This window comes from Pseudomonas sp. GM41(2012), from assembly GCF_000282315.2.
GTDB lineage: Bacteria > Pseudomonadota > Gammaproteobacteria > Pseudomonadales > Pseudomonadaceae > Aquipseudomonas.
Map to the genome: position 1 here is coordinate 110,293 of NZ_AKJN02000009.1, position 20,608 is coordinate 130,900.

Consider the following 20,608-nt stretch of genomic DNA (forward strand, 5'->3'; position numbering starts at 1 on the left):
AGGCCCTATGGTCAATCGCGCGGCTTTGCGAAACCTGCAAGCAATGGCCTGTGCGATTGGCCGGCTTTGCCCGGTTTATGGCGGTTTCCACGCCTTGGCCGACGACACATTACTGGTCAAGATGTCTCTGAGCAGTAGACGAAACGATTCAACAGGGAGTGAATACATGGAACATGCACCTTGCATCAGCCAGATCGCCACGTTGCTGGCTGACCCAAAGCGCAGCGCAATGATGTGGGCCTTGATGGACGGCTCGGCGCGGCAAACCGAAGAGCTGGCCTTGTTGGCCGGTCTGTCACCGTCTTCGGCCAGTGCGCATCTGGGGCGTTTGTCCGGCGGAGGTCTGTTGAAAGTCGAAATCCGCGGCCGCAAGCGGTTCTTCCGCCTTGCCGCACCCGAAGTGGGGGCCGCGATAGAGGCACTGGCCAGCGCCACCCTGGCCAGCACTCCTCGGGAAATCCCGGATGTTTTCAAGCGCACGACACCCATCGCCAAACCTCAGGCGGCGCCTTCGTCACTCTTGCGCGCCAGGCTTTGCGACGACCATTTGGGCGGCACCCTTGCCGCCGATCTTTACCAGCGCCTGCTGGATGCTGGCTGGATCGAACAGTTCGATCAGCGGGTCATGATCACTCACAAGGGCGCCACGCAATTGGCGACGCGGGGTGTGTTCATCCAGGCGCTGGCTCATCGCAACAGCCGAGTCGCCTGTGCTTGCCCGGACTGGAGCGAAAGACGCCCGCACATGGGCGGATCACTGGGTGCGGCGTTGCTGCAATTGTTCATGCAGTCAGGTTGGCTGAGCCTGCCCAACGATTCGCGAGCCTTGCAGATCACCGCCGCGGGGCAGCGTGAAATCCATCGGTTCGCCAAAGAGACCGAGCTGGAAATGGCGTTGTAGACGCATCGAGATCGACGTCCGAAGCTTCGGGCGTCGCTCAGAGCTGCGAACAGGTCGCATCCAGCAGTAACCCCCAGCAGCTATGGCGCACACTCGTCCGGGGACTTTCGGATTGGGGGAATGTGGCATGGAAACACGAGGCTTCAGCGCGGCAGAACGACTGGAACGGCTGCCCATCAGCGGTTATCACCGGATCATTTTCATCATCATTGCCCTGGCGTTTTTCTTCGACTCCATGGACCTGGCGATGATGACCTTCCTGCTCGGCTCGATCAAAACCGAGTTTGGCCTGAGCACGGCGCAGGCCGGGTTGCTGGCCAGTTCGAGCTTTTTCGGCATGGTCGTGGGGGCGTCACTGTCCGGCATGCTGGCCGACCGTTTCGGGCGCAAACCGGTGTTTCAGTGGAGCATCGTGCTGTGGGGGATCGCCAGTTATCTGTGCTCCACGGCGCAGAACGTCGAAACGCTGACGTTGTTTAGAATCCTGTTGGGGATCGGCATGGGCATGGAGTTTCCCATCGCTCAGTCGATGCTCTCAGAGCTGATTCCTGCCAAACGGCGTGGGCGCTACATTGCGTTGATGGACGGTTTCTGGCCGCTGGGTTTCGTCGCCGCCGGCGTACTGTCGTACTTCCTGCTGCCGGTGATTGGCTGGCGGGACATCTTCCTGGTGTTGGCGGTGCCGGCGGTGTTTGTCCTGGCGATTCGCTTTTTCATTCCCGAATCACCGCGCTGGCTGGAACAGGCCGGACATCATGAGGTGGCAGACAAGGTCTTGCTGCGCATCGAAGATCGGGTCCGGACATCTCTGGGACGTTCGGAGCTGCCTGAGCCGATCCGCCTGCCGAGAGTGGCGAGTACGCCGGGCCATTTCTTTTCCGCGTTGCGGCAGATCTGGTCGCCGCTGTACCGCCAGCGCACGATGATGATCTGGAGCGTCTGGTTCTTTGCGTTGCTGGGTTTCTATGGCCTGACGTCCTGGCTCAGTGCCTTGCTGCAGCAGTCGGGTTTTGCCGTGACTCAGTCGGTGTATTACACGGTTTTGATTTCCCTCGGCGGGATTCCCGGTTTCCTGATGGCCGCCTGGCTGGTGGAGCGTTGGGGACGTAAACCGGTGTGCGTGGTGACGTTGCTCGGCGGCGGGGTGATGGCGTTTCTGTATGGTCAGAGCGCGGTGTTTGGCGGCAACGTCAGCCTGTTGATTACGTCGGGGCTGCTGATGCAGTTTTTCCTGTTCGGCATGTGGGCGGTGCTTTACACCTACACGCCGGAGTTGTACCCGACATCGGCGCGGGCCACGGGCTCGGGGTTTGCGTCGGCGATTGGTCGCGTGGGTTCGTTGCTCGGGCCAATGGTGACCGGGCTGGTGTTCCCGATGACCGGTCAGGGCGGGGTGTTTGCGCTGGGGGCGATGTGCTTTGCGATTGCGGCAGGGGTGGTTTGGGTGTTCGGGATGGAGACCCGGGGCAAGACGCTGGAAGAATTAAGCGAGGCGGTGATCGTCAATTAATCACCGAATCTGTGGGAGTGAGCCTGCTCGCGATGAGGCCATCACATTCAACATCGATGTTGAATGTGATGGCCTCATCGTCGGAACGCCGCCCGGAGCCGGCTCGCTCCCACATTGGTCATGCGGTGTTGCTTATGGCTTGATCAGCCGTGCATCCAGGCTGTTCTGCGCCAGACGCTTGGCCTGATCCTGGGTCATGCCCAAATGGGTATACAGCGCATGGAAGTTCTCGGTGACATAACCGCCGAAGTACGCCGGGTCATCCGAGTTCACGGTCACTTTCACGCCACGTTCGAGCATGTCGAGAATGTTGTGCTGAGACATGTGATCGAACACGCAGAGCTTGGTGTTAGACAACGGGCACACGGTCAACGGGATTTGCTCGTCGATGATCCGCTGCATCAAACGCTCGTCTTCGATGGCGCGCACGCCATGGTCGATGCGCTGGACTTTCAGCAGATCAAGGGCTTCCCAGATGTACTCGGGCGGGCCTTCTTCACCGGCGTGGGCGACGGTCAGGAAGCCTTCGTGGCGGGCACGATCAAACACGCGCTGGAACTTGCTCGGCGGGTGACCCATTTCCGAACTGTCCAGACCGACCGCCACAAACGCATCACGGAACGGCAGCGCCTGGTCGAGGGTTTTCTCGGCTTCTTCTTCGCTCAAATGGCGCAGGAAACTCAGGATCAAACCGCTGGTGATGCCCAGTTGCTGCTCGCCATCCTTCAACGCGGCGGCGATGCCATTGAGCACCACTTCGAACGGCACGCCACGGTCGGTGTGGGTCTGCGGGTCGAAGAACGGTTCGGTGTGAATCACGTTCTGCGCCTTGCAGCGCAACAGGTAAGCCCAGGTCAGGTCGTAGAAATCCTGAGAGGTGCGCAACACGTCGGCGCCCTGGTAATACAGGTCGAGAAACTCTTGCAGGTTGTTGAAGGCGTAGGCCTTGCGCAGGGTTTCGACGTCGCTCCACGGCAGGGCGATCTTGTTGCGTTCGGCCAGGGCAAACAGCAACTCAGGCTCCAGCGAACCCTCAAGGTGCAGGTGCAGTTCTGCCTTGGGCAGGGCGTTCAGCCAGTCGTACATAGTCTTTTCTCATCAGGTGCAGATGGCGAGCATTCTACAGATGCCCGTGGAAACAATTAGCAAAACCTGACCAGCCGGTTCATCACAGCGCTTCCTGTTCCCGTCGATAGGCGTAGGTATCGGCGAAGCGCGAGAGCAGGAATTCGGCGCAGGTGGTGGCCGGATACTTTGTCGGGTGCCGCTCATCCTGACAGCCGGGCAGGCATTCGATGACCGTGTCGGGGTGCGGCTCGGCGAAGAACGGCATCGAGTAACGGTCCACGCCCAGCGGGCTGATCACCCGGTGCGGCGTCGACAGGTAACGGTCGTTGCTCCAGCGCGCCATCATGTCGCCGAGGTTGACCACGAACGTGCCGTCGATCGGTGGCGCGTCGATCCACTCGCCTTTAACGTTTCGCACTTGCAAGCCGCCGGCGGCATCCTGATACAGCAGGGTGATGCAGCCGTAATCGGTGTGGGCTCCGGCGCCTTGTTGCTCTTCGGAACTGGCGGTGTGGCGCGGTGGGTAATGAATCATCCGCAGCACGCTGACCGGTTCAACGAAACGGGTGTCGAAAAAGTCGCGCTCGATGCCCAACGTCACGGTTATGGCCCGTAACAGGGTTAGGGCCAAGGCCTGCATGTCGACGTAGTGCTGCTCCATCAGCGACTCCCAGCCGGATATCGACGGATGACGGTTGGGGCCGCGCAGCGGTTTTTCCGCCAGCACGTCAGGGTGATCGGCTGGCAGGTGCAGGCCCATGTCGAAGGTTTCTTTCAGGTCGCTGGGTTTGCTCGGGTCGAGTTGTTCGGTGGCGATGGCGCCGTAACCGCGGTGGTGGCGGGTTTGGGTGATGTCTATCTTGAGTTTTTCGGCGGCGGGCAGGGCGAAGAAACGTTGGGCGCTGTCGAGCACGGCGTTAATGCGCCAGGCGCTGATCGGGTGCCCCTTGATGTAGAAGAAGCCCCACTCGCGGCAGGCGTGGTCGATTTGTGTGGCGATTGATTGCCATGCGGATGGGTCATCGGTGTAGAGCGGGGCGATGTCGATGATCGGGAGCTGGTTCATGCGCAGTCCTTAAGAACGCTGAAAATCCATTGTGGGAGCGAGCCTGCTCGCGATGGGGCCATTACATTCAGCATCAATGTTGAATGTCAGTTCGCTATCGTCGGAACGCCGCCCGGAGCCGGCTCGCTCCCACAAGGGGTTTTGTGTTTGGCTCGGGAGTTACTTCGGAATGTCAGCCTTCATGCCTTCAACGTAGTAGTTCATCGATGCCAGCTCCGCATTGCTCGCCGTCGCGCCCGCCGCAATCTTTTCGACGCCTGCCTGATCCTTGATCGGTCCGGTGAACGGGTGGAAAGCACCGCTTTTGATGTCGGCAATGATCTGCTCTGCCTCGGCTTTCACCGGCGCTGGCACCAGATCGCTGATCGGCAACTCAACCGTACCTTCCTTCAAGCCACCCCAGTAATCCTGCGATTTCCACAGGTGGTCGAGCACGCTTTGGGTCGCCTGAATGTAGTGCGGCCCCCAGTCGTTGACGATGGACGTCAGCACCGCTTTCGGCCCGAAGTGCGCCATGTCCGAAGCGTAGCCCACGGCATACACGCCGCGACGTTCAGCCGCCTGGATCGGCGCCGGGCTGTCGGTGTGCTGGAACACCACGTCCACGCCCTGATCGATCAACGCGTTGGCGGCATCCGCCTCTTTGCCCGGATCGAACCAGGAGTTGACCCACACCACCTTGATCTCGGTGCCCGGGTTGTATTTGTTCAGGGCCAGTTGAATGGCGTTGATGTCGCGGATCACTTCCGGGATCGGGAAGGACGCGACGTAACCGATCTTCTTGGTCTTGGTCATCTTCGCCGCAAGGAAACCGCCGACGTAGCGACCTTCATACGTGCGCGCCAGGTAGGTGCCGAGGTTCTTGTCCTGTTTGTAGCCAGTGGCGTGTTCGAAGGTCACCATGGGAAATTGCTTGGCGACTTTCAGGGTCGGGTTCATGTAGCCGAAGGACGTGGTGAAGATCAGGTCGTACTTGTCCTTGGCCATGTTGCGGATCACCCGCTCGGCGTCGGCGCCTTCAGCGACGTTTTCCACATAGTTGGTGGTGATCTGGTTACCGAATTTTTCGGCCAGCGCCTTGCGCCCTTGTTCATGCTGATACGTCCAGCCGTGATCGCCAATCGGACCGATGTAGACGAAGCCGACTTTCAGCGGATCGGCGGCACTGGCAGTCAGGCTTGCGCTCAGACCGATGGCTGCGGCGACGGCGCAAAGCAGCTTCTTCAACGGACGTTTGTGCATGAATTCGAACTCCATGTTGTTGTGAGGTTGGCAAGGCCAATGCAAGTTGCTGACCAACAGGACAACAAATGCCTCGAGATCGCGTAACGGCCATCGCGGGCAAGCCTTGCTCCTACAGGTACAGCGTCGCTCTCAAGAACGATGTAAATCCTGTAGGAGCAAGGCTTGCCCGCGATGAGGCCCGCAAGGCCAATAAAAGTGCACCGCCCGAACCTGTTGCCATCCACTGGTGCGCTAAGGTGTAACGAAACGTTAGCGCCGCCCCGCAGTCAGTAGCTCATCACCCCGGTTTCGCTTCACACGGCAAAAAGGCCCGCAATGCTCACACTCCTCAAGCAAGAAAAGTTTCTGTTGCTGGCCCTGCTCGCCGCCGTCGTCGCCTACCCGCTGGAGCACTGGATGCTGCACAGCGGCCAACCCATTGCGCTGACCGCCGGCCTCGTACTGATCGCCTTCATCGTCGTTGCCTCCATGCGCGTTGCCCATCACGCCGAACTGCTGGCAGAAAAAGTCGGCGACCCCTACGGCACGATGATCCTGACCCTGGCCGCCGTGCTGGTGGAAGTGGTGATCCTGGCGATCATGATGAGCAACGAAGCCTCGCCGACCCTGGTACGTGACACGATTTATTCGGCGGTCATGCTCGACATCAACGGCATCCTCGGCCTCGCTGCGTTGATGGGCGGGCTCAAGCATGGCGAACAGTCCTACAACGACGACTCGGCCCGCAGTTACAGCGTGATGATCCTCACCGCCATGGGCGTTTCGATGGTGGTGCCGGAGTTCATCCCCGAGGTCAGTTGGAAACTCTATTCAGGCTTCACCATCGGCGCGATGGTCGTGCTCTACGCCCTGTTCCTGCGCATGCAGGTCGGCCCACACAGTTATTTTTTCAGTTACAGCTACCCGGAAAAACGCCGCAAGAAAGTCCCGGAGGAAGAACCTGAACCGGTCAATCTGGTGCTGAGTATCGGGACATTGGTGTTTGGCGTGGTGGTGATCGGCGCATTGGCCGAAGTGATGTCCAAGACCCTCGACCTGGGCCTCGAAGGGACGGGCGCACCGCCGGTGATCACCGCGATCCTTGTGGCGGCAATCTCGGCGGCGCCGGAAATTCTGACCGCGTTGCGGGCGGCGCTGGCCAACCGCATGCAGTCGGTGGTCAACATCGCCATGGGCGCGTCGCTGTCGACGGTCATCCTGACGGTGCCGGTAATGGAAGCGATGGCGCTCTACACCGGCCAGCCGTTCCAGATGGCGATGACCCCGGTGCAGACCGTGATGGTCTTCCTTACCCTGATCGTCAGCGCAATCAACCTCAACGATGGCGAAACCAATGCCATCGAAGGCATGACCCACTTCGTGCTGTTTGCGACATTCATCATGTTGTCGCTGCTGGGCCTCTAAACACACCGCAAAACCAATTGTGGGAGCGAGCCTGCTCGCGATAGCTGTGTGTCAAACACCATTGATGTCGACTGACACTCCGTCATCGCGAGCAGGCTCGCTCCCACAGTTTTGATTTGTGTTGTGTCAGGTACCGGCAATCAACTGCCGAGCCGCCTGGCTGTGATCCGCAATCAATCCCTTCAAGTCCAGCCCTTCAACCTGCCCATCAATCACCCGCCACTTGCCACCAACCATCACCCGATCCGCCCGATCAGCGCCGCACAGCAGCAACGCCGACACCGGATCATGACTGCCGGAGAACCGCAGCTCATCGAGCTTGAACAGCGCCAGATCCGCCTGCTTGCCCACCGCCAGTTCGCCGATATCGGTGCGGCCCAGCAACTGCGCCGAACCCTTGGTCGCCCAACCCAAAACCAATTCCGGCGTGATCTTCTCGGCGCCATAACGCAGCCGCTGAATGTAAAGCGCCTGACGGGTTTCCAGCATCATGTTCGACGCATCGTTGGACGCCGAACCATCCACGCCCAAGCCCAGCAACGCACCCGCAGCCGTCAGGTCCAGCGTCGGGCAGATGCCGGAAGCCAGACGCATGTTCGAACTCGGGCAATGGCAAATGCCGGTGCCGGCGGCGCCGAGGCGAGCGATTTCGTCCGGGTTGAAGTGGATGCCGTGAGCCAGCCAGGTGCGCGGGCCGAGCCAGCCGACGCTGTCGAGGTAATCCACAGTGCGCAGGCCGAAGCGCTGCAGGCAGAAGTCTTCTTCGTCGAGGGTTTCGGCCAGATGGGTGTGCAGGCGCACGTCGAGTTTGTTCGCCAGTTCGGCGCTGGCGGACATGATTTCCGGGGTCACCGAGAACGGTGAGCAGGGCGCCAGGGCGATCTGGATTTGCGCGCCATCGCCACGTTCGTGGTACTCAGCGATCAAGCGTTGGCTGTCGGCCAGGATGACTTCGCCTTCCTGCACGGTTTGCTGCGGCGGCAGGCCGCCGTCCTTTTCGCCGAGGCTCATGGAACCGCGCGTCAGCATGGCGCGCATGCCCAGTTCGCGAACGCTTTCGACTTGCACGTCGATAGCATTTTCCAGGCCTTGCGGAAACAGGTAATGGTGATCGGCCGCGGTGGTGCAGCCGGACAGCAGCAACTCGGCCAACGCGACTTTGCTGGCTAGGGCGAGTTTTTCAGGGGTGAGGCGGGCCCAGACCGGGTAGAGGGTTTTCAGCCACGGGAACAACGGCTGATTGACCACCGGCGCCCAGGCGCGGGTCAGGGTTTGATAGAAGTGGTGATGGGTGTTGATCAGTCCCGGCAGGATCACATGTTCGCGGGCATCGAACACTTGTCCACAGGGCGCGGAAGGTTGCTGGCCGGCGGCGAGCACTTCGACGATCAAACCGTCTTGCAGCACCAGGCCACCACGGGCATCGAGGCCATTGGCAGTGAAGATCGCGAGGGGATTTTTTAACCAGGTACGGGTCGCAGGCATGTTGGCCGGCTCCTCTGAAAGTGGGGTTCAGGTTAGCCAGCTCAGTGATTACCCTGTCTGCTGATCCAGGGTCGCCGCGGGGGACGAGGTGCGGAGTTTCGAACAAAACCGCGCTATGGGCAAGCCCGGCCCGACAGAACAACCCAAACCCCTGTAGGAGCCGAGCTTGCTCGCGATAGCGGACTGACATTCAACATCAATGCTGAATGTTATGGCCCCATCGTCGGATCGCCGCCCGGAGCAAGCTCAGCTCCTACAAGGGCAGGACGGTGGTGTTACCAGGGAATGGTTTCACCCCGGTAATTCACAAAATGGTGCCCGCCCTTGCCGGTATACGCATTCACCTGGTCGACCAACCCACGCGTGCTGGTGTCCACATCGATGTCGGCACCCTCACCGCCCATGTCGGTCTTCACCCAACCCGGATGCAGCGACAGCACGGTGAGTTTCTGCTCGCCCAACTGAGTGACGAAGCTGCTGGTCATCGAGTTCAGCGCCGCTTTGCTCGCCTTGTACAACGCCAGCTCCGGCGCATCCGGCATGGTCACGCTGCCCAGCACCGAACTCATGAATGCCAGCACACCGCTGTCCGGACGAATCTGCCCGACAAAACGCTGGGCCAGATTGATCGGCGCCACCGCATTGGTGAAGAACAGTTGCCCGACCTCGGCCAGCGTCGCGCCGCCCGGCGTTTGAACTTCCGGACCTTTGACCCCGGCATTCACGAACAATAGGTCGAACACTTCGCCCTTAAGCTGCTGGCTCAGAGCGATGACCGCTTGCTGATCATCCATGTCGAGTTTTTCAATCCGCACCTTGCCCACGGCCTGCAAGGCTTCGGCGTTCTGCGGATTGCGCACGGTGGCGGTGACCTGCCAACCGTCGGCCAGCAGGGTTTTTACCAGGCCGAGGCCCAGGCCTCGGGAGGCGCCGATGATGAGTGCGGTTTTTGCCGTAGACATAAGTGGCTTCCTTGATAAATGAGGATCACGGATTTAATGGACAGCGCTGACCGAGCCGTTGCTGCAACTCCTGACGCAGTGCGCCGAGTTCGTCGATTCGGGTTTCGATCAGTTTGAGTTTGTCTTGCAGCAATTGCGTGACGGCGCTGTCCGGATCGGGCGACTGCCATATCGCGGCGACGCTGTTGCCGATCTCGCCGAGGGTAAAGCCCAATCGCTGAGCGGTCTTGATGTACAGCACCAGTTGCACCATGTCCGCCGGATAATCGCGATAACCGTTGGCGCTACGTTGCGCCGCAATCAATCCGCGTTGCTCGTAGAAACGCAGCGTGTCGCGGCTGACGGCGCTGGCCTGGGCTAATTCACCGATGCGCATCATGACATCTCGAGAGGGCTTGACCCTGGAGCATACTCCAGGCTTTAGTCTTGTTGCTCCCTGATTTTCTGGAGCAAAACGGATGTGGACTTCGACGCAATTTCGCCGGTTGGTGAAGGGTAGCGCCTGGTATGACTTGATCGTGACGGCAGCGTTTGTCACTCCGTGGAGTTTTGTGGCGTTGCATGGCGTTTTGTTGAGCGTGAGTCAGGCGTTCAATTTGTCCGGCGAGCTGCCGCCGTTTGAGCCGATGCACATGCTGATGGCCAATCTGTTGGGGTCGATTGTCTGCGTGTGGACGGTGCTGCGGATTCGTGATCCGCAGCAGGTGTATGGGCGGTATGACGCGGTGGGGCGGTTTTTGTTTTCGGCTTGGCAGCTCTATGCCTTGCTCCATGGCGCCAGCTCTTTGTTGGCGATTTTCCTGTTCTTTGAATTGGCGTGGGGCGTGGCTCAGGTGTTGCCAGTTCGGGCGTCATCGCGAGCAGGCTCACTCCCACAGTAGATTTGCGTTAAACACAAAAATCCGGCTCGACTCGGTCAAATGTGGGAGCGAGCCTGCTCGCGATGGGGCCGGTGCAGACAACCACTAATGCCCGGCCTGCCACGGTTTTCCCAACGACACCGGCGCATACAACCGCGTACGCAGCGCATCCCGCGACAGCAGCACCAACACCACAATGGTCGCGACATACGGCAGCATCGCCAGCAGACTCGACGGAATCGCCAGCCCCAATCCCTGTGCCACCAAATGCAGGATGCTGGCGAGCCCGAACAGATACGCCCCCAGCAGCAATCGCCACACCCGCCAACTGGCAAACACCACCAGTGCCAAGGCAATCCAGCCACGTCCGGCGCTCATGTTCTCCGCCCACATCGGCGTATAAGCCAACGACAAATAAGCCCCGGCCAATCCAGCCATCGCCCCACCAAACAGCACCGCCAGCGTGCGCACGCCCAACACCGGCAAACCCATGGCACTGGCCGCATCCGGATTTTCCCCGACCGCCTGAATGATCAGCCCGACGCGACTTTTCACAATCACCCAGGCCACCAGCGCAAACAGCGCGAACGACACATACACCAGCAGATCCTGCGCAAACAGCATCCGTCCGATCAGCGGGATTTCACTCAAATAAGGAATCGCCACCGGCTCAAAACCTGCCAGCGGTTTACCGACCCACGCCGCGCCAACAAACGTCGACAGACCCACGCCGAAGATTGTCAGCGCCAACCCGGTGGCCACCTGATTGGCGTTGAACACCAGCGCCACCAGCGCAAACAACGAGGACAACAGCATCCCGGCAAGCATCGCCAGTAACACGCCGAGCCACAGGTTGCCGCTGTTCAAGGCGACGATAAAACCGATCACCGCACCAAACAGCATCATCCCTTCCTGGCCGAGGTTCAGAACGCCGCTCTTCTCGCAGATCAACTCACCGAGTGCCACCAACAGCAGCGGCGTGCCGCAACGGACCATGGCGTAGAAAATATTGCTGAGCAGATCGATATCCATCACAGCGCTCCTGCGTGTACGGCGGTGGCTTGTGCACGACGGGACCAGCGCAGGTTCAAGCGCGGTCGGTAGAGAATCAGCACGTCACTGGCCAGCAGGAAAAACAGCATCATTCCCTGGAATAATTGCGTGATCGCTTGCGGCAGATTCATGCTCATCTGCGCGCTCTCGCCACCGATGTACAGCAGCGCCATCAGCAGGCTGGAAAACAGAATGCCGATGGGATTGAGTCGCCCGAGAAACGCCACGGTGATCGCGGCATAGCCGTAACCGGGCGAGACCTGTGGCACCAATTGGCCGATCGGCCCGGTGACTTCACACACCCCGGCCAGCCCCGCCAATCCTCCGCTGATCAACAGTGCCAGCCAGATCAGCCGCTTCTCGCGGAAGCCGACGAACCCCGCTGCGCGTTTGTCCAGCCCGAGGACTTTGATCTGGAACCCGATAAAGCTTTTCTGCAGCAACACCCACACCGCGACCAACGCGAGCAAGGCGAAATACACGCCGACGTGGACCCGACCATCCTCCATCAGCAGCGGCAAACGGCTGGCATCACCGAACATCGCCGACTCCGGAAAGTTGAATCCAGCCGGATCCTTCAGCGGCCCATGCACACAGAACAGCAACAGGTTCAGGGCGATGTAATTGAGCATGATGCTGGTGAGGATTTCATTGGCATTGAAACGCGTACGCAACCACGCCGTCAGCCCGGCCCATGCGGCACCGGCCAGGGTGCCGACGAGCAGAATCATCACCAGCGCCCAGCGACTTTGCAGGTCGATGATGTTCACCGCCAATGCACTGCCGGCCAGCGCGCCAAGCAGCAACTGACCTTCGGCGCCGATGTTCCAGATTCGTGCTTGGTACGCCACGGCCAGCCCCAACGCGCAGAGCAAAATCGGCAGCGCTTTGACCAGCAGTTCGGAGACGCCATATAGGTCGCTGATCGGTGCGATGAGCAAGGTGTGCAGCGTCAGTAATGGATCATGCCCCAGCGCGATAAACAGCAGCGAGCCACAGCCTAACGTCAGGACAGCCGCCAGCAATGGCGAGCACCACAGCATCAGGCGCGATTGCTGGCCACGGGGTTCGAGAGAAAGCAGCATGTGAAACTCCGTTAAACCGTTGCGGGTGCGAGTGATTGAGGGGCGTCGAACTGGCCGGCCATCCAGCCGCCGACATCGATCAGGCGCGTGTCGACCGTGGCCTTGAGCGGCGACAATCGACCGCTGCACAAAGCGCCGAGGCGATCGCTGATCTGGAACAGTTCGTCGAGGTCTTCGGAGATCACCAGGATCGCCGCGCCGGCGTCGCGCAAGGCAATCAGCGCCCGGTGAATGGTCGCGGCAGCGCCGACGTCCACGCCCCAGGTCGGGTGCGCGGCCACCAGCAGTTTCGGTTGTTGGAGGATTTCGCGGCCGAGGATGAATTTCTGCAAGTTGCCGCCAGACAGGCTGCGGGCCGGTGTCTGGCTATCGGGTGTCTTGACCCCGAAGCGGCGGATGATTTCTTCGGCCAGCGCTTCGACCTTGCCACGCTGGATCAGGCCGTTGCTGACCAGCCCTCGTTGAAAGGCAGTGAGCAGGGCATTGTCCGCCAGACTCAAGTCCGGCACCGCGCCATGGCCCAGACGTTCAGCGGGGACGAAGGCCAGGCCCAGTTTGCGCCGTGCATCCGGCCGCAAGTGCGCCACCGGTTGCCCGCCGAAACTGATCGTTGCGCCGTCGTTGCGGCTGAGCGGTTCTTCGCCACTGAGCAGGGCCAGCAACTCATCCTGACCATTGCCCGCGACCCCGGCGATGCCGACGATTTCGCCGCTGCGTACTTCAAGCTCGATGTCCTTCAGCGAACAGCCGAACGGATCGGGGTTGTGCCAGGACAATCCCGTCACATTCAGGAACGCATTAGCGCCAGTGACTTTCGGATAGTCCGTAATCAGCGCAGCGGCTTCACCGACCATCAACTGCGCCAGTTGCCGATCCGAACACTCGGCCGGCACGCAATGCCCGGCCACCCGACCGCCGCGCAACACCGTGGCGCTGTGGCACAACGCGCGAACTTCACCGAGTTTGTGGCTGATAAACAGAATGCTGCAGCCCTCGGCGGAGAGTCGGCGCAAGGTGATGAACAAATCGTCGGCCTCCTGCGGAGTCAGCACCGAGGTCGGCTCATCGAGAATCAGCAGGCGGATGTCCTGCATCAGGCAACGAATGATTTCCACCCGCTGGCGTTCGCCGATCGACAGGCTGTGGACAAGTCGCTCCGGCTCCAGCGCCATGCCATAGCGCCGGGAGACTTCACGAATCTTTGGCTCAAGCTGTTTCGGTGTACCCGCCGCCGCGCCCACCGCCAAGGCAATGTTCTGCGCCACGCTCAACGTCTCGAACAGCGAGAAATGCTGGAACACCATGCCGATTCCCAGCCCCCGAGCCTGAGCCGGGTTGCGCAGGGTCACGCGTTGCCCTTGCCAGATCATCTCTCCCGAGTCCGCGTGGGTGACGCCGTAGATGATCTTCATCAGCGTACTTTTACCCGCGCCGTTTTCGCCGAGCAGGGCGTGTATTTCGCCGGGTGCGATGCTCAGATCGATGGCATCGTTGGCCAGGCAACCGGGGTAGCGCTTGCTGATGTTGCGCAGTTGCAGGCGAGGTGTTGGATCGAGGATCGGCACGGGGTTGGGCATGACAGGCTCGGGTCGATTGAAGTGATGCCTGTGGACAAAGCAATTTCCTGGCCATTGAGTCAGGAAAAATCAAATACGTTGCAGATAAGGCTTTGAGGACGGCGCCTCGCCCTATGTCGATCCCGAACCAGGCACCACTTGAGGGCAACGCCGTTGATCAGGCTCCGGTTTTGCTCAAGGTGTTTGGTCAAAAAACGAGCAACCGGCGGCAAGCCATGCCGGACATGGGGCGGCGACAGCCATGAACGGGTTATCCACAGATTGCTCCACAGTATTTGTGTGCAAGCCCGAAGGTCGGGCATAAGCACTGTGTGGCTTTCTTCTAATGGTGATAAACCGCGTTAACTGATTGTTTTTACGTGGATTTATCTTTTTTGATGACGGATTGGACGAAAAGTGAGCAATGCCCGCAAAGCCGCGTGACAGAAGGGTTACAGCCGGGTGTGCTCAGGTTATCCACAGCCGGGTGCACAGTAGATGTGGGCAAATGCGCCGGTTCGACGAAAGGGCTATGAACGTTGTTGGTGCGATTAGTGCTGCAATAAAATGCGTCCGCGGCTCAAGCCCGCCAGCTGCGTTTGCAGGGTGTCGATCTGGCTTTCGCCGATCGCCAATCGCAGGTCTACGCCGTTGGCTGTAAACGTTTCTTCTACAACCAATCCACCCAGTTCTGCCACCCGAAGCTTCACCAGCGGCAACTCTGCAAAAGCACAGGCACAACTCACCGGCACCCGACTGATCAGTTCAACCTTTGCCGCCGCTTGCAGGCACTTGTTGGCGCCGCCGCCATACGCCCGGGCGAGGCCCCCGGTGCCGAGTTGAATGCCGCCATACCAACGAATCACCAGCACCGCGACCTGATCGCAATCCTGCGCGTCGATTGCCGCCAGAATCGGCCGGCCAGCGGTGCCGCCGGGCTCGCCGTCGTCAGTGCTGCGGTAGTGGTCGCCAAGCTTCCAGGCCCAGCAATTGTGCGAGGCATTCAAATCGCTGTGTTGTTCGATGAACGCCTGGGCTTCAGCAGGGCTGCTGATCGGCGCGGCGAAAGTGATGAAGCGGCTTTTGCGAATCTCTTCGCGGTACTCGCAAAAACCGCTGAGGGTAAAAGGCATAAGTGTCTTAGATCGTTGGCGTCAGGCCGCAGCCCTTGAGAATGATGCGGATCAGGTTGTTGCCGGCGTCTTCCATGTCTTGCTTGGTCAGCTTCGTGCGACCGGTGACACGGCAGATCTGTGTGGCGAAATCGGCGTAATGCTGAGTGCTGCCCCACAACAGGAAGATCAGGTTCACCGGGTCTATCGGGTCCATTTTTCCGGCATCTATCCAGGCCTGGAACACGCCCGCCCGACCCTGGAACCAGGCGCGATAATCCTGGTTGAAGTATTCGGTCAGGCATTCGCCACCGCTGATCACTTCCATCGCGAAGATCCGCGAGGCTTGCGGCTGACGACGGGAGAATTCCATCTTGGCGCGGATGTAACGCGTCAGCGCTTCGGCCGGGTCATCTTCGGCAGTCAGGGTGTTGAAGGTGCTGTCCCACAGCTGGAGGATGTTGCTCAACACCGCCACGTACAAACCGAGTTTGTTGGTGAAGTAGTAATGCAGATTCGCCTTGGGCAATCCGGCATTCAGGGCGATGGTGTTCATGCTGGTGCCTTTGAACCCGTGACGGGCGAACTCGTCTTCGGCGGCTTTGATGATGGTCTCTTCGTTCTTCTGACGAATGCGGCTGGCAGGTTTGCCGCCGTGAGCGGGGACTTCAAAGGTCATAGGCACTTCCGAACAAGTGAGTGGGTGCAACCAGTGCGTTGATAGCGCACCCACCGGCATCAGACAAGTCCTGACGCAATAAAACCTACCCCCCATCCCTGTAGGAGCCGAGCTTGCTCGCGATGGCGCCGGGTCAGTCACCATTAATGTTGAATGTTACGCCGCCATCGCGAGCAAGCTCAGCTCCTACAGGGATTGCGGTGTTTCAGCGCGTCGCAGCCAGGCTTTCGAGAAAGCTTTCCAGTACCAAATGCGGACGACGGCCCTTGCGCGTGACCGATGCAAGGCTCAGGTCATAAAAACGCGCCTTTGGTTTCAGCGCACGCAACCGGCCTTGCTGTACCCAGAGACTGGCGTAGTGGTCCGGCAGGTAGCCGATGAAGCGTCCGGTCAGGATCAGGAACGCCATGCCTTCACGGTCCGAGGCACTGGCGGTGCAATTGAGCGCCTGGTAATGGGCCTGGATTTCCGCGGGCAAACGGAAAGTCGGCGCGATGGCATCCTGGCTATTGAGGCGCTCGTCATCCAGTTGCTTATCGTCGACATAAAACAACGGATGACCGACCGCGCAGTACAGCAGCGAGCGTTCGCTATAGAGCGGCTGATATTCCAGCCCCGACAGCGCGCTGGCCTGCGGCACCACGCCGACATGCAATCGACCATCGAGTACGCCTTGTTCGACTTCATTGGGCGCGATCATGCGGATCTGAATCTGCACGTCGGGGCCGCGTTCCTTCAATTGCGCCAAGGCATGGGTGATGCGCATGTGGGGCAGGGTGACCAGGTTGTCGGTCAGGCCGATGGTCAATTCGCCGCGCAGATGTTGGTGCAGGCCGTTGACCTCGGTGCGGAAACTTTCCAGCGCACTTAATAGCTGCAACGCCGAGTGATAAACCTCGCGACCTTCTTCGGTCAGGGAAAACCCGGCGCGACCGCGTTGGCACAAGCGCAAACCGAGGCGCTGTTCCAGATCGCTCATTTGCTGGCTGATGGCCGAGCGGCCGATGCCGAGAACCGACTCCGCCGCTGAGAAGCCGCCGCACTCCACGACGCTGCGGAAGATCCTCAATAAGCGGATATCAAAGTCACTGACTTGCGCCAGCGGATCGGGGCGACGGCTGCTCATAGTTTAGTGGTGACCTGACTGAACGTTAGAAGAGTTGGATTTCACCGACTTTATCCCCGTGGCAATTTAGCTGCAAGAACGCTTTTGATCTCTATGCCGCTTATTGCCCTGCGAGGTTTTGCCCATGAACTTGCCTGAAAACAACCCGACGTCCCTGGCCAGCCAGCTCAAGCTCGATGCTCACTGGATGCCCTACACCGCCAACCGTAATTTCCAGCGCGATCCGCGACTGATCGTGGCGGCTGAAGGCAGTTGGCTGATCGATGACAAGGGCCGCAAGGTTTACGACTCGCTCTCCGGTTTGTGGACCTGCGGCGCCGGGCATACCCGCAAGGAAATTCAGGAAGCGGTCGCCAAGCAATTGGGCACCCTCGATTACTCGCCAGGCTTCCAGTACGGCCATCCGCTGTCGTTTCAGCTGGCTGAGAAAATCACCGACCTGACCCCGGGCAATCTGAATCACGTGTTCTTCACTGACTCGGGCTCCGAGTGCGCTGACACTGCAGTGAAGATGGTCCGTGCTTACTGGCGTCTGAAAGGCCAGGCGACCAAGACCAAGATGATCGGTCGTGCACGTGGTTACCACGGAGTGAACATTGCCGGCACCAGCCTCGGTGGCGTGAACGGCAACCGCAAAATGTTCGGCCAGGCGATGATGGACGTCGATCACCTGCCTCACACCTTGCTGGCGAGCAATGCCTATTCCCGTGGCATGCCGGAGCAGGGCGGTATCGCCCTGGCTGATGAACTGCTGAAGTTGATCGAGCTGCATGACGCCTCCAACATCGCCGCCGTGTTCGTCGAGCCATTGGCCGGTTCCGCTGGCGTACTGGTTCCGCCACAGGGTTACCTCAAGCGTCTGCGTGAGATCTGCGATCAGCACAATATTCTGCTGGTGTTCGACGAAGTGATCACTGGTTTCGGCCGTACCGGCAAAATGTTCGGTGCCGATACCTTTGGCGTAACCCCGGACCTGATGTGCATCGCCAAGCAAGTCACCAACGGCGCGATCCCGATGGGCGCGGTGATTGCCAGCTCCGAGATCTACCAGACCTTCATGAACCAGGCGACGCCGGAGTACGCGGTGGAATTCCCGCACGGCTACACCTATTCCGCGCACCCGGTGGCTTGCGCCGCGGGCCTGGCAGCACTCGATCTGCTGCAAAAGGAAAACCTGGTGCAGAGCGTGGCCGAAGTCGCACCGCATTTCGAAAATGCCCTGCACGGTCTGAAGGGTTCGAAAAACATCATCGATATTCGTAACTACGGCCTGGCCGGTGCGATCCAGATCGCACCGCGTGACGGCGACGCCATCGTGCGTCCGTTCGAAGCCGGTATGGCGCTTTGGAAGGCCGGGTTCTACGTGCGCTTCGGCGGCGACACCCTGCAGTTCGGCCCAACCTTCAACAGCAAGCCGCAAGACCTTGATCGTCTATTCGACGCGGTCGGCGAAGTGCTGAACAAAATCGACTGATCCCTGTAGGAGCACGGCTTGCCTGCGATGGCGTCCTTGAGGCAGCCATCGCGAGCAAGCTCGGCTCCTACAAAAAGCCATTCATATTTTAGCCGGCGTCCCTCGATGGGCGTCGGTGGACAAAATTTCAGGAGCCCCACATGAGTCTTATCCCGCATTTGATCAATGGCGAACTGGTGACCGAAGACGGTCGTACGGCCGACGTGTTCAACCCGTCCACCGGCCAGGCGATTCACAAGCTGCCATTGGCCAGCCGCGAAACCATTCAGAAAGCCATCGACTCGGCCAAGGCTGCATTCCCGGCCTGGCGCAACACTCCGCCGGCCAAGCGTGCGCAGGTGATGTTCCGCTTCAAGCAATTGCTGGAGCAGAACGAAGCGCGTATCGCTCAACTGATCAGCGAAGAGCACGGCAAGACCCTGGAAGATGCTGCCGGTGAACTGAAACGCGGAATCGAGAACGTCGAGTTCGCTTGCGCAGCGCCGGAAATCCTCAAGGGCGAGTACAGCCGTAACGTTGGCCCGAACATTGATGCCTGGTCGGACTTCCAGCCGTTGGGCGTGGTCGCTGGTATTACGCCGTTCAACTTCCCGGCCATGGTGCCGCTGTGGATGTATCCGCTGGCAATCGTCTGCGGTAACTGCTTCATTCTCAAGCCGTCCGAGCGTGACCCAAGTTCGACGTTGTTGATTGCTCAACTGTTGATCGAGGCCGGTCTGCCTAAAGGTGTGCTGAGTGTGGTACACGGCGACAAGGCTGCGGTGGATGCGCTGATCGAAGCGCCGGAAGTCAAAGCGTTGAGCTTCGTTGGTTCGACGCCGATTGCCGAATACATCTACGCCGAAGGCACCAAACGCGGCAAACGCGTTCAGGCACTGGGTGGCGCGAAGAACCATGCGGTGCTGATGCCGGATGCGGATCTGGATAACGCGGTCAGCGCATTGATGGGCGCGGCTTATGGTTCTTGCGGTGAACGTTGCATGGCGATCTCGGTGGCTGTGTGCGTCGGTGACCAGGTGGCGGATGCGCTGGTGGCCAAGTTGGTACCGCAAATCAAGGCGCTGAAAATCGGTGCCGGTACTTCATGCGGTCTTGACATGGGGCCGCTGGTTTCCGGTCAGGCTCGCGACAAAGTCAGTGGCTATATAGAAGACGGTGTTTCGGCGGGTGCTTCTTTGGTGGTCGATGGTCGTGGTCTGAGCGTGGCGGGTCATGAGGACGGTTTCTTCCTGGGTGGCTGCCTGTTTGATAACGTCACGCCAGAAATGCGCATCTATAAAGAAGAGATCTTCGGGCCGGTGCTGTGTGTTGTCCGGGTTAATAGCCTGGAAGAAGCGATGCAGCTGATCAACGATCACGAGTATGGCAACGGCACTTGCATCTTTACCCGTGATGGGGAAGCGGCACGGTTGTTCTGCGACGAGATCGAAGTCGGTATGGTCGGCGTCAACGTACCGCTGCCGGTACCGGTGGCTTATCACAGCTTTGGCGGCTGGAAGCGCTCGCTGTTCGGCGACTTGCATGCGTATGGTCCGGATGGCGTGCGTTTCTACACCCGTCGCAAGGCCATTACCCAGCGCTGGCCACAACGAGCGAGCCATGAAGCTTCGCAGTTCGCGTTCCCTAGCTTGTAAGTAGAAGGGAAGAAGGCCGGCCCCTTGGGGCCGGCCTTTGCGTTTCAGGGGCTTTTTTCACCTATATGACAGAATTGTGAAGATAGGTGTTGACGGCAGATTCTGGAAGTCTATAATTCGCCCCACTTCCGGCGCAGTCGAAACGGAAAACTCCTTGTTAAACAACGAGTTACGCAGTTTTCGGCAGCGAGTTGCTTCAGGTCATCGAAGCCCAGAAGGAGTTGAAAGAGCGAGGTGGTTTGGCTCTTTTGACGATTCGATCTTCTCGGTCGAAAGCGGAACAAAAGAGGTGTTGACAGCAGCGATTAACGCTGTAGAATTCGCCTCCCGCTAACGAGAGATCGAAAGCGCAAGTGGTTGAAGTTGCAAAGGAAACTTTGAAAACTTC

At 59.7% G+C, this 20,608-nt stretch carries 18 protein-coding genes; 6 read left to right on the top strand and 12 right to left on the bottom strand.

Annotated features, from left to right (window positions below; genetic code table 11):
* The first annotated feature begins 166 nt into the window (after positions 1-166).
* Together PMI27_RS03375 and PMI27_RS03370 are read left to right on the top strand one after the other, a co-directional pair.
* Positions 167-901 (top strand): ArsR/SmtB family transcription factor, encoded by a 735-nt coding sequence (locus PMI27_RS03375; RefSeq protein ID WP_008156519.1) that lies wholly within the window; start codon positions 167-169, stop codon positions 899-901.
* Positions 902-1,028: 127 nt separating this feature from the next.
* Positions 1,029-2,411, top strand: a complete 1,383-nt coding sequence (locus PMI27_RS03370; protein ID WP_008156518.1) for an MFS transporter — start codon at positions 1,029-1,031, stop codon at positions 2,409-2,411.
* Positions 2,412-2,543: 132 nt separating this feature from the next.
* Here the strand turns inward: PMI27_RS03370 and PMI27_RS03365 are convergent, their stop codons facing one another.
* The 3 genes from PMI27_RS03365 to PMI27_RS03355 all read right to left on the bottom strand — a co-directional run bounded on the left by PMI27_RS03365 (position 2,544) and on the right by PMI27_RS03355 (position 5,787).
* Positions 2,544-3,497, bottom strand: a complete 954-nt coding sequence (locus PMI27_RS03365; RefSeq protein WP_008156517.1) for an adenosine deaminase — start codon at positions 3,495-3,497, stop codon at positions 2,544-2,546.
* 82 nt (positions 3,498-3,579) lie between these two features.
* On the bottom strand, positions 3,580-4,545 hold the full coding sequence (locus PMI27_RS03360; RefSeq protein WP_008156515.1) for a 2-oxoglutarate and iron-dependent oxygenase domain-containing protein: 966 nt from the start codon (positions 4,543-4,545) through the stop codon (positions 3,580-3,582).
* A 159-nt stretch (positions 4,546-4,704) separates the two neighbouring features.
* Entirely contained in the window at positions 4,705-5,787 is a 1,083-nt protein-coding gene (locus PMI27_RS03355; RefSeq protein ID WP_008156513.1) for a BMP family ABC transporter substrate-binding protein, read from the bottom strand.
* A 318-nt stretch (positions 5,788-6,105) separates the two neighbouring features.
* Between PMI27_RS03355 and PMI27_RS03350 the strand changes: the two genes are divergently transcribed.
* Entirely contained in the window at positions 6,106-7,194 is a 1,089-nt protein-coding gene (locus PMI27_RS03350; RefSeq protein WP_008156511.1) for a calcium:proton antiporter, read from the top strand.
* 126 nt (positions 7,195-7,320) lie between these two features.
* On the opposite strand, the gene PMI27_RS03345 is transcribed toward PMI27_RS03350, so the two are convergent.
* The 3 genes from PMI27_RS03345 to PMI27_RS03335 all read right to left on the bottom strand — a co-directional run bounded on the left by PMI27_RS03345 (position 7,321) and on the right by PMI27_RS03335 (position 10,017).
* Positions 7,321-8,679: an 8-oxoguanine deaminase gene (locus PMI27_RS03345; RefSeq protein WP_008156510.1), complete on the bottom strand. Its 1,359-nt coding sequence runs from the start codon at positions 8,677-8,679 to the stop codon at positions 7,321-7,323.
* Positions 8,680-8,954: 275 nt separating this feature from the next.
* Positions 8,955-9,641: an SDR family oxidoreductase gene (locus PMI27_RS03340; protein WP_008156508.1), complete on the bottom strand. Its 687-nt coding sequence runs from the start codon at positions 9,639-9,641 to the stop codon at positions 8,955-8,957.
* Positions 9,642-9,666: 25 nt separating this feature from the next.
* Positions 9,667-10,017 (bottom strand): MerR family transcriptional regulator, encoded by a 351-nt coding sequence (locus PMI27_RS03335; RefSeq protein ID WP_033053604.1) that lies wholly within the window; start codon positions 10,015-10,017, stop codon positions 9,667-9,669.
* An 82-nt stretch (positions 10,018-10,099) separates the two neighbouring features.
* Between PMI27_RS03335 and PMI27_RS03330 the strand changes: the two genes are divergently transcribed.
* On the top strand, positions 10,100-10,522 hold the full coding sequence (locus PMI27_RS03330) for a hypothetical protein (protein WP_008156504.1): 423 nt from the start codon (positions 10,100-10,102) through the stop codon (positions 10,520-10,522).
* A gap of 84 nt (positions 10,523-10,606) precedes the next feature.
* Here PMI27_RS03330 and PMI27_RS03325 read toward each other — a convergent pair whose 3' ends face one another.
* The 6 genes from PMI27_RS03325 to PMI27_RS03300 all read right to left on the bottom strand — a co-directional run bounded on the left by PMI27_RS03325 (position 10,607) and on the right by PMI27_RS03300 (position 17,112).
* Entirely contained in the window at positions 10,607-11,533 is a 927-nt protein-coding gene (locus PMI27_RS03325; protein ID WP_008156502.1) for an ABC transporter permease, read from the bottom strand.
* The gene (locus PMI27_RS03320; protein ID WP_008156499.1) at positions 11,533-12,639 is read right to left on the bottom strand and encodes an ABC transporter permease; all 1,107 of its coding nucleotides are present in this window, start codon (positions 12,637-12,639) and stop codon (positions 11,533-11,535) included. The genes PMI27_RS03325 and PMI27_RS03320 overlap by 1 nt, the downstream gene beginning before the upstream one ends.
* Positions 12,640-12,650: 11 nt before the next feature.
* Positions 12,651-14,216, bottom strand: a complete 1,566-nt coding sequence (locus PMI27_RS03315; RefSeq protein WP_008156497.1) for an ABC transporter ATP-binding protein — start codon at positions 14,214-14,216, stop codon at positions 12,651-12,653.
* A 530-nt stretch (positions 14,217-14,746) separates the two neighbouring features.
* On the bottom strand, positions 14,747-15,328 hold the full coding sequence (locus PMI27_RS03310; protein ID WP_008156495.1) for an IMPACT family protein: 582 nt from the start codon (positions 15,326-15,328) through the stop codon (positions 14,747-14,749).
* Positions 15,329-15,335: 7 nt separating this feature from the next.
* Positions 15,336-15,986 (bottom strand): TetR/AcrR family transcriptional regulator, encoded by a 651-nt coding sequence (locus PMI27_RS03305; RefSeq protein ID WP_033053602.1) that lies wholly within the window; start codon positions 15,984-15,986, stop codon positions 15,336-15,338.
* 205 nt (positions 15,987-16,191) lie between these two features.
* On the bottom strand, positions 16,192-17,112 hold the full coding sequence (locus PMI27_RS03300) for a LysR family transcriptional regulator (protein WP_008156491.1): 921 nt from the start codon (positions 17,110-17,112) through the stop codon (positions 16,192-16,194).
* Between the two features lie 124 nt (positions 17,113-17,236).
* Between PMI27_RS03300 and PMI27_RS03295 the strand changes: the two genes are divergently transcribed.
* Together PMI27_RS03295 and PMI27_RS03290 are read left to right on the top strand one after the other, a co-directional pair.
* The gene (locus PMI27_RS03295) at positions 17,237-18,586 is read left to right on the top strand and encodes an aspartate aminotransferase family protein (protein ID WP_008156489.1); all 1,350 of its coding nucleotides are present in this window, start codon (positions 17,237-17,239) and stop codon (positions 18,584-18,586) included.
* A gap of 140 nt (positions 18,587-18,726) precedes the next feature.
* A complete protein-coding gene (locus PMI27_RS03290; RefSeq protein ID WP_008156487.1) occupies positions 18,727-20,220 on the top strand; it encodes a CoA-acylating methylmalonate-semialdehyde dehydrogenase in 1,494 nt (497 codons plus the stop codon).
* Positions 20,221-20,608 lie beyond the last annotated feature (388 nt).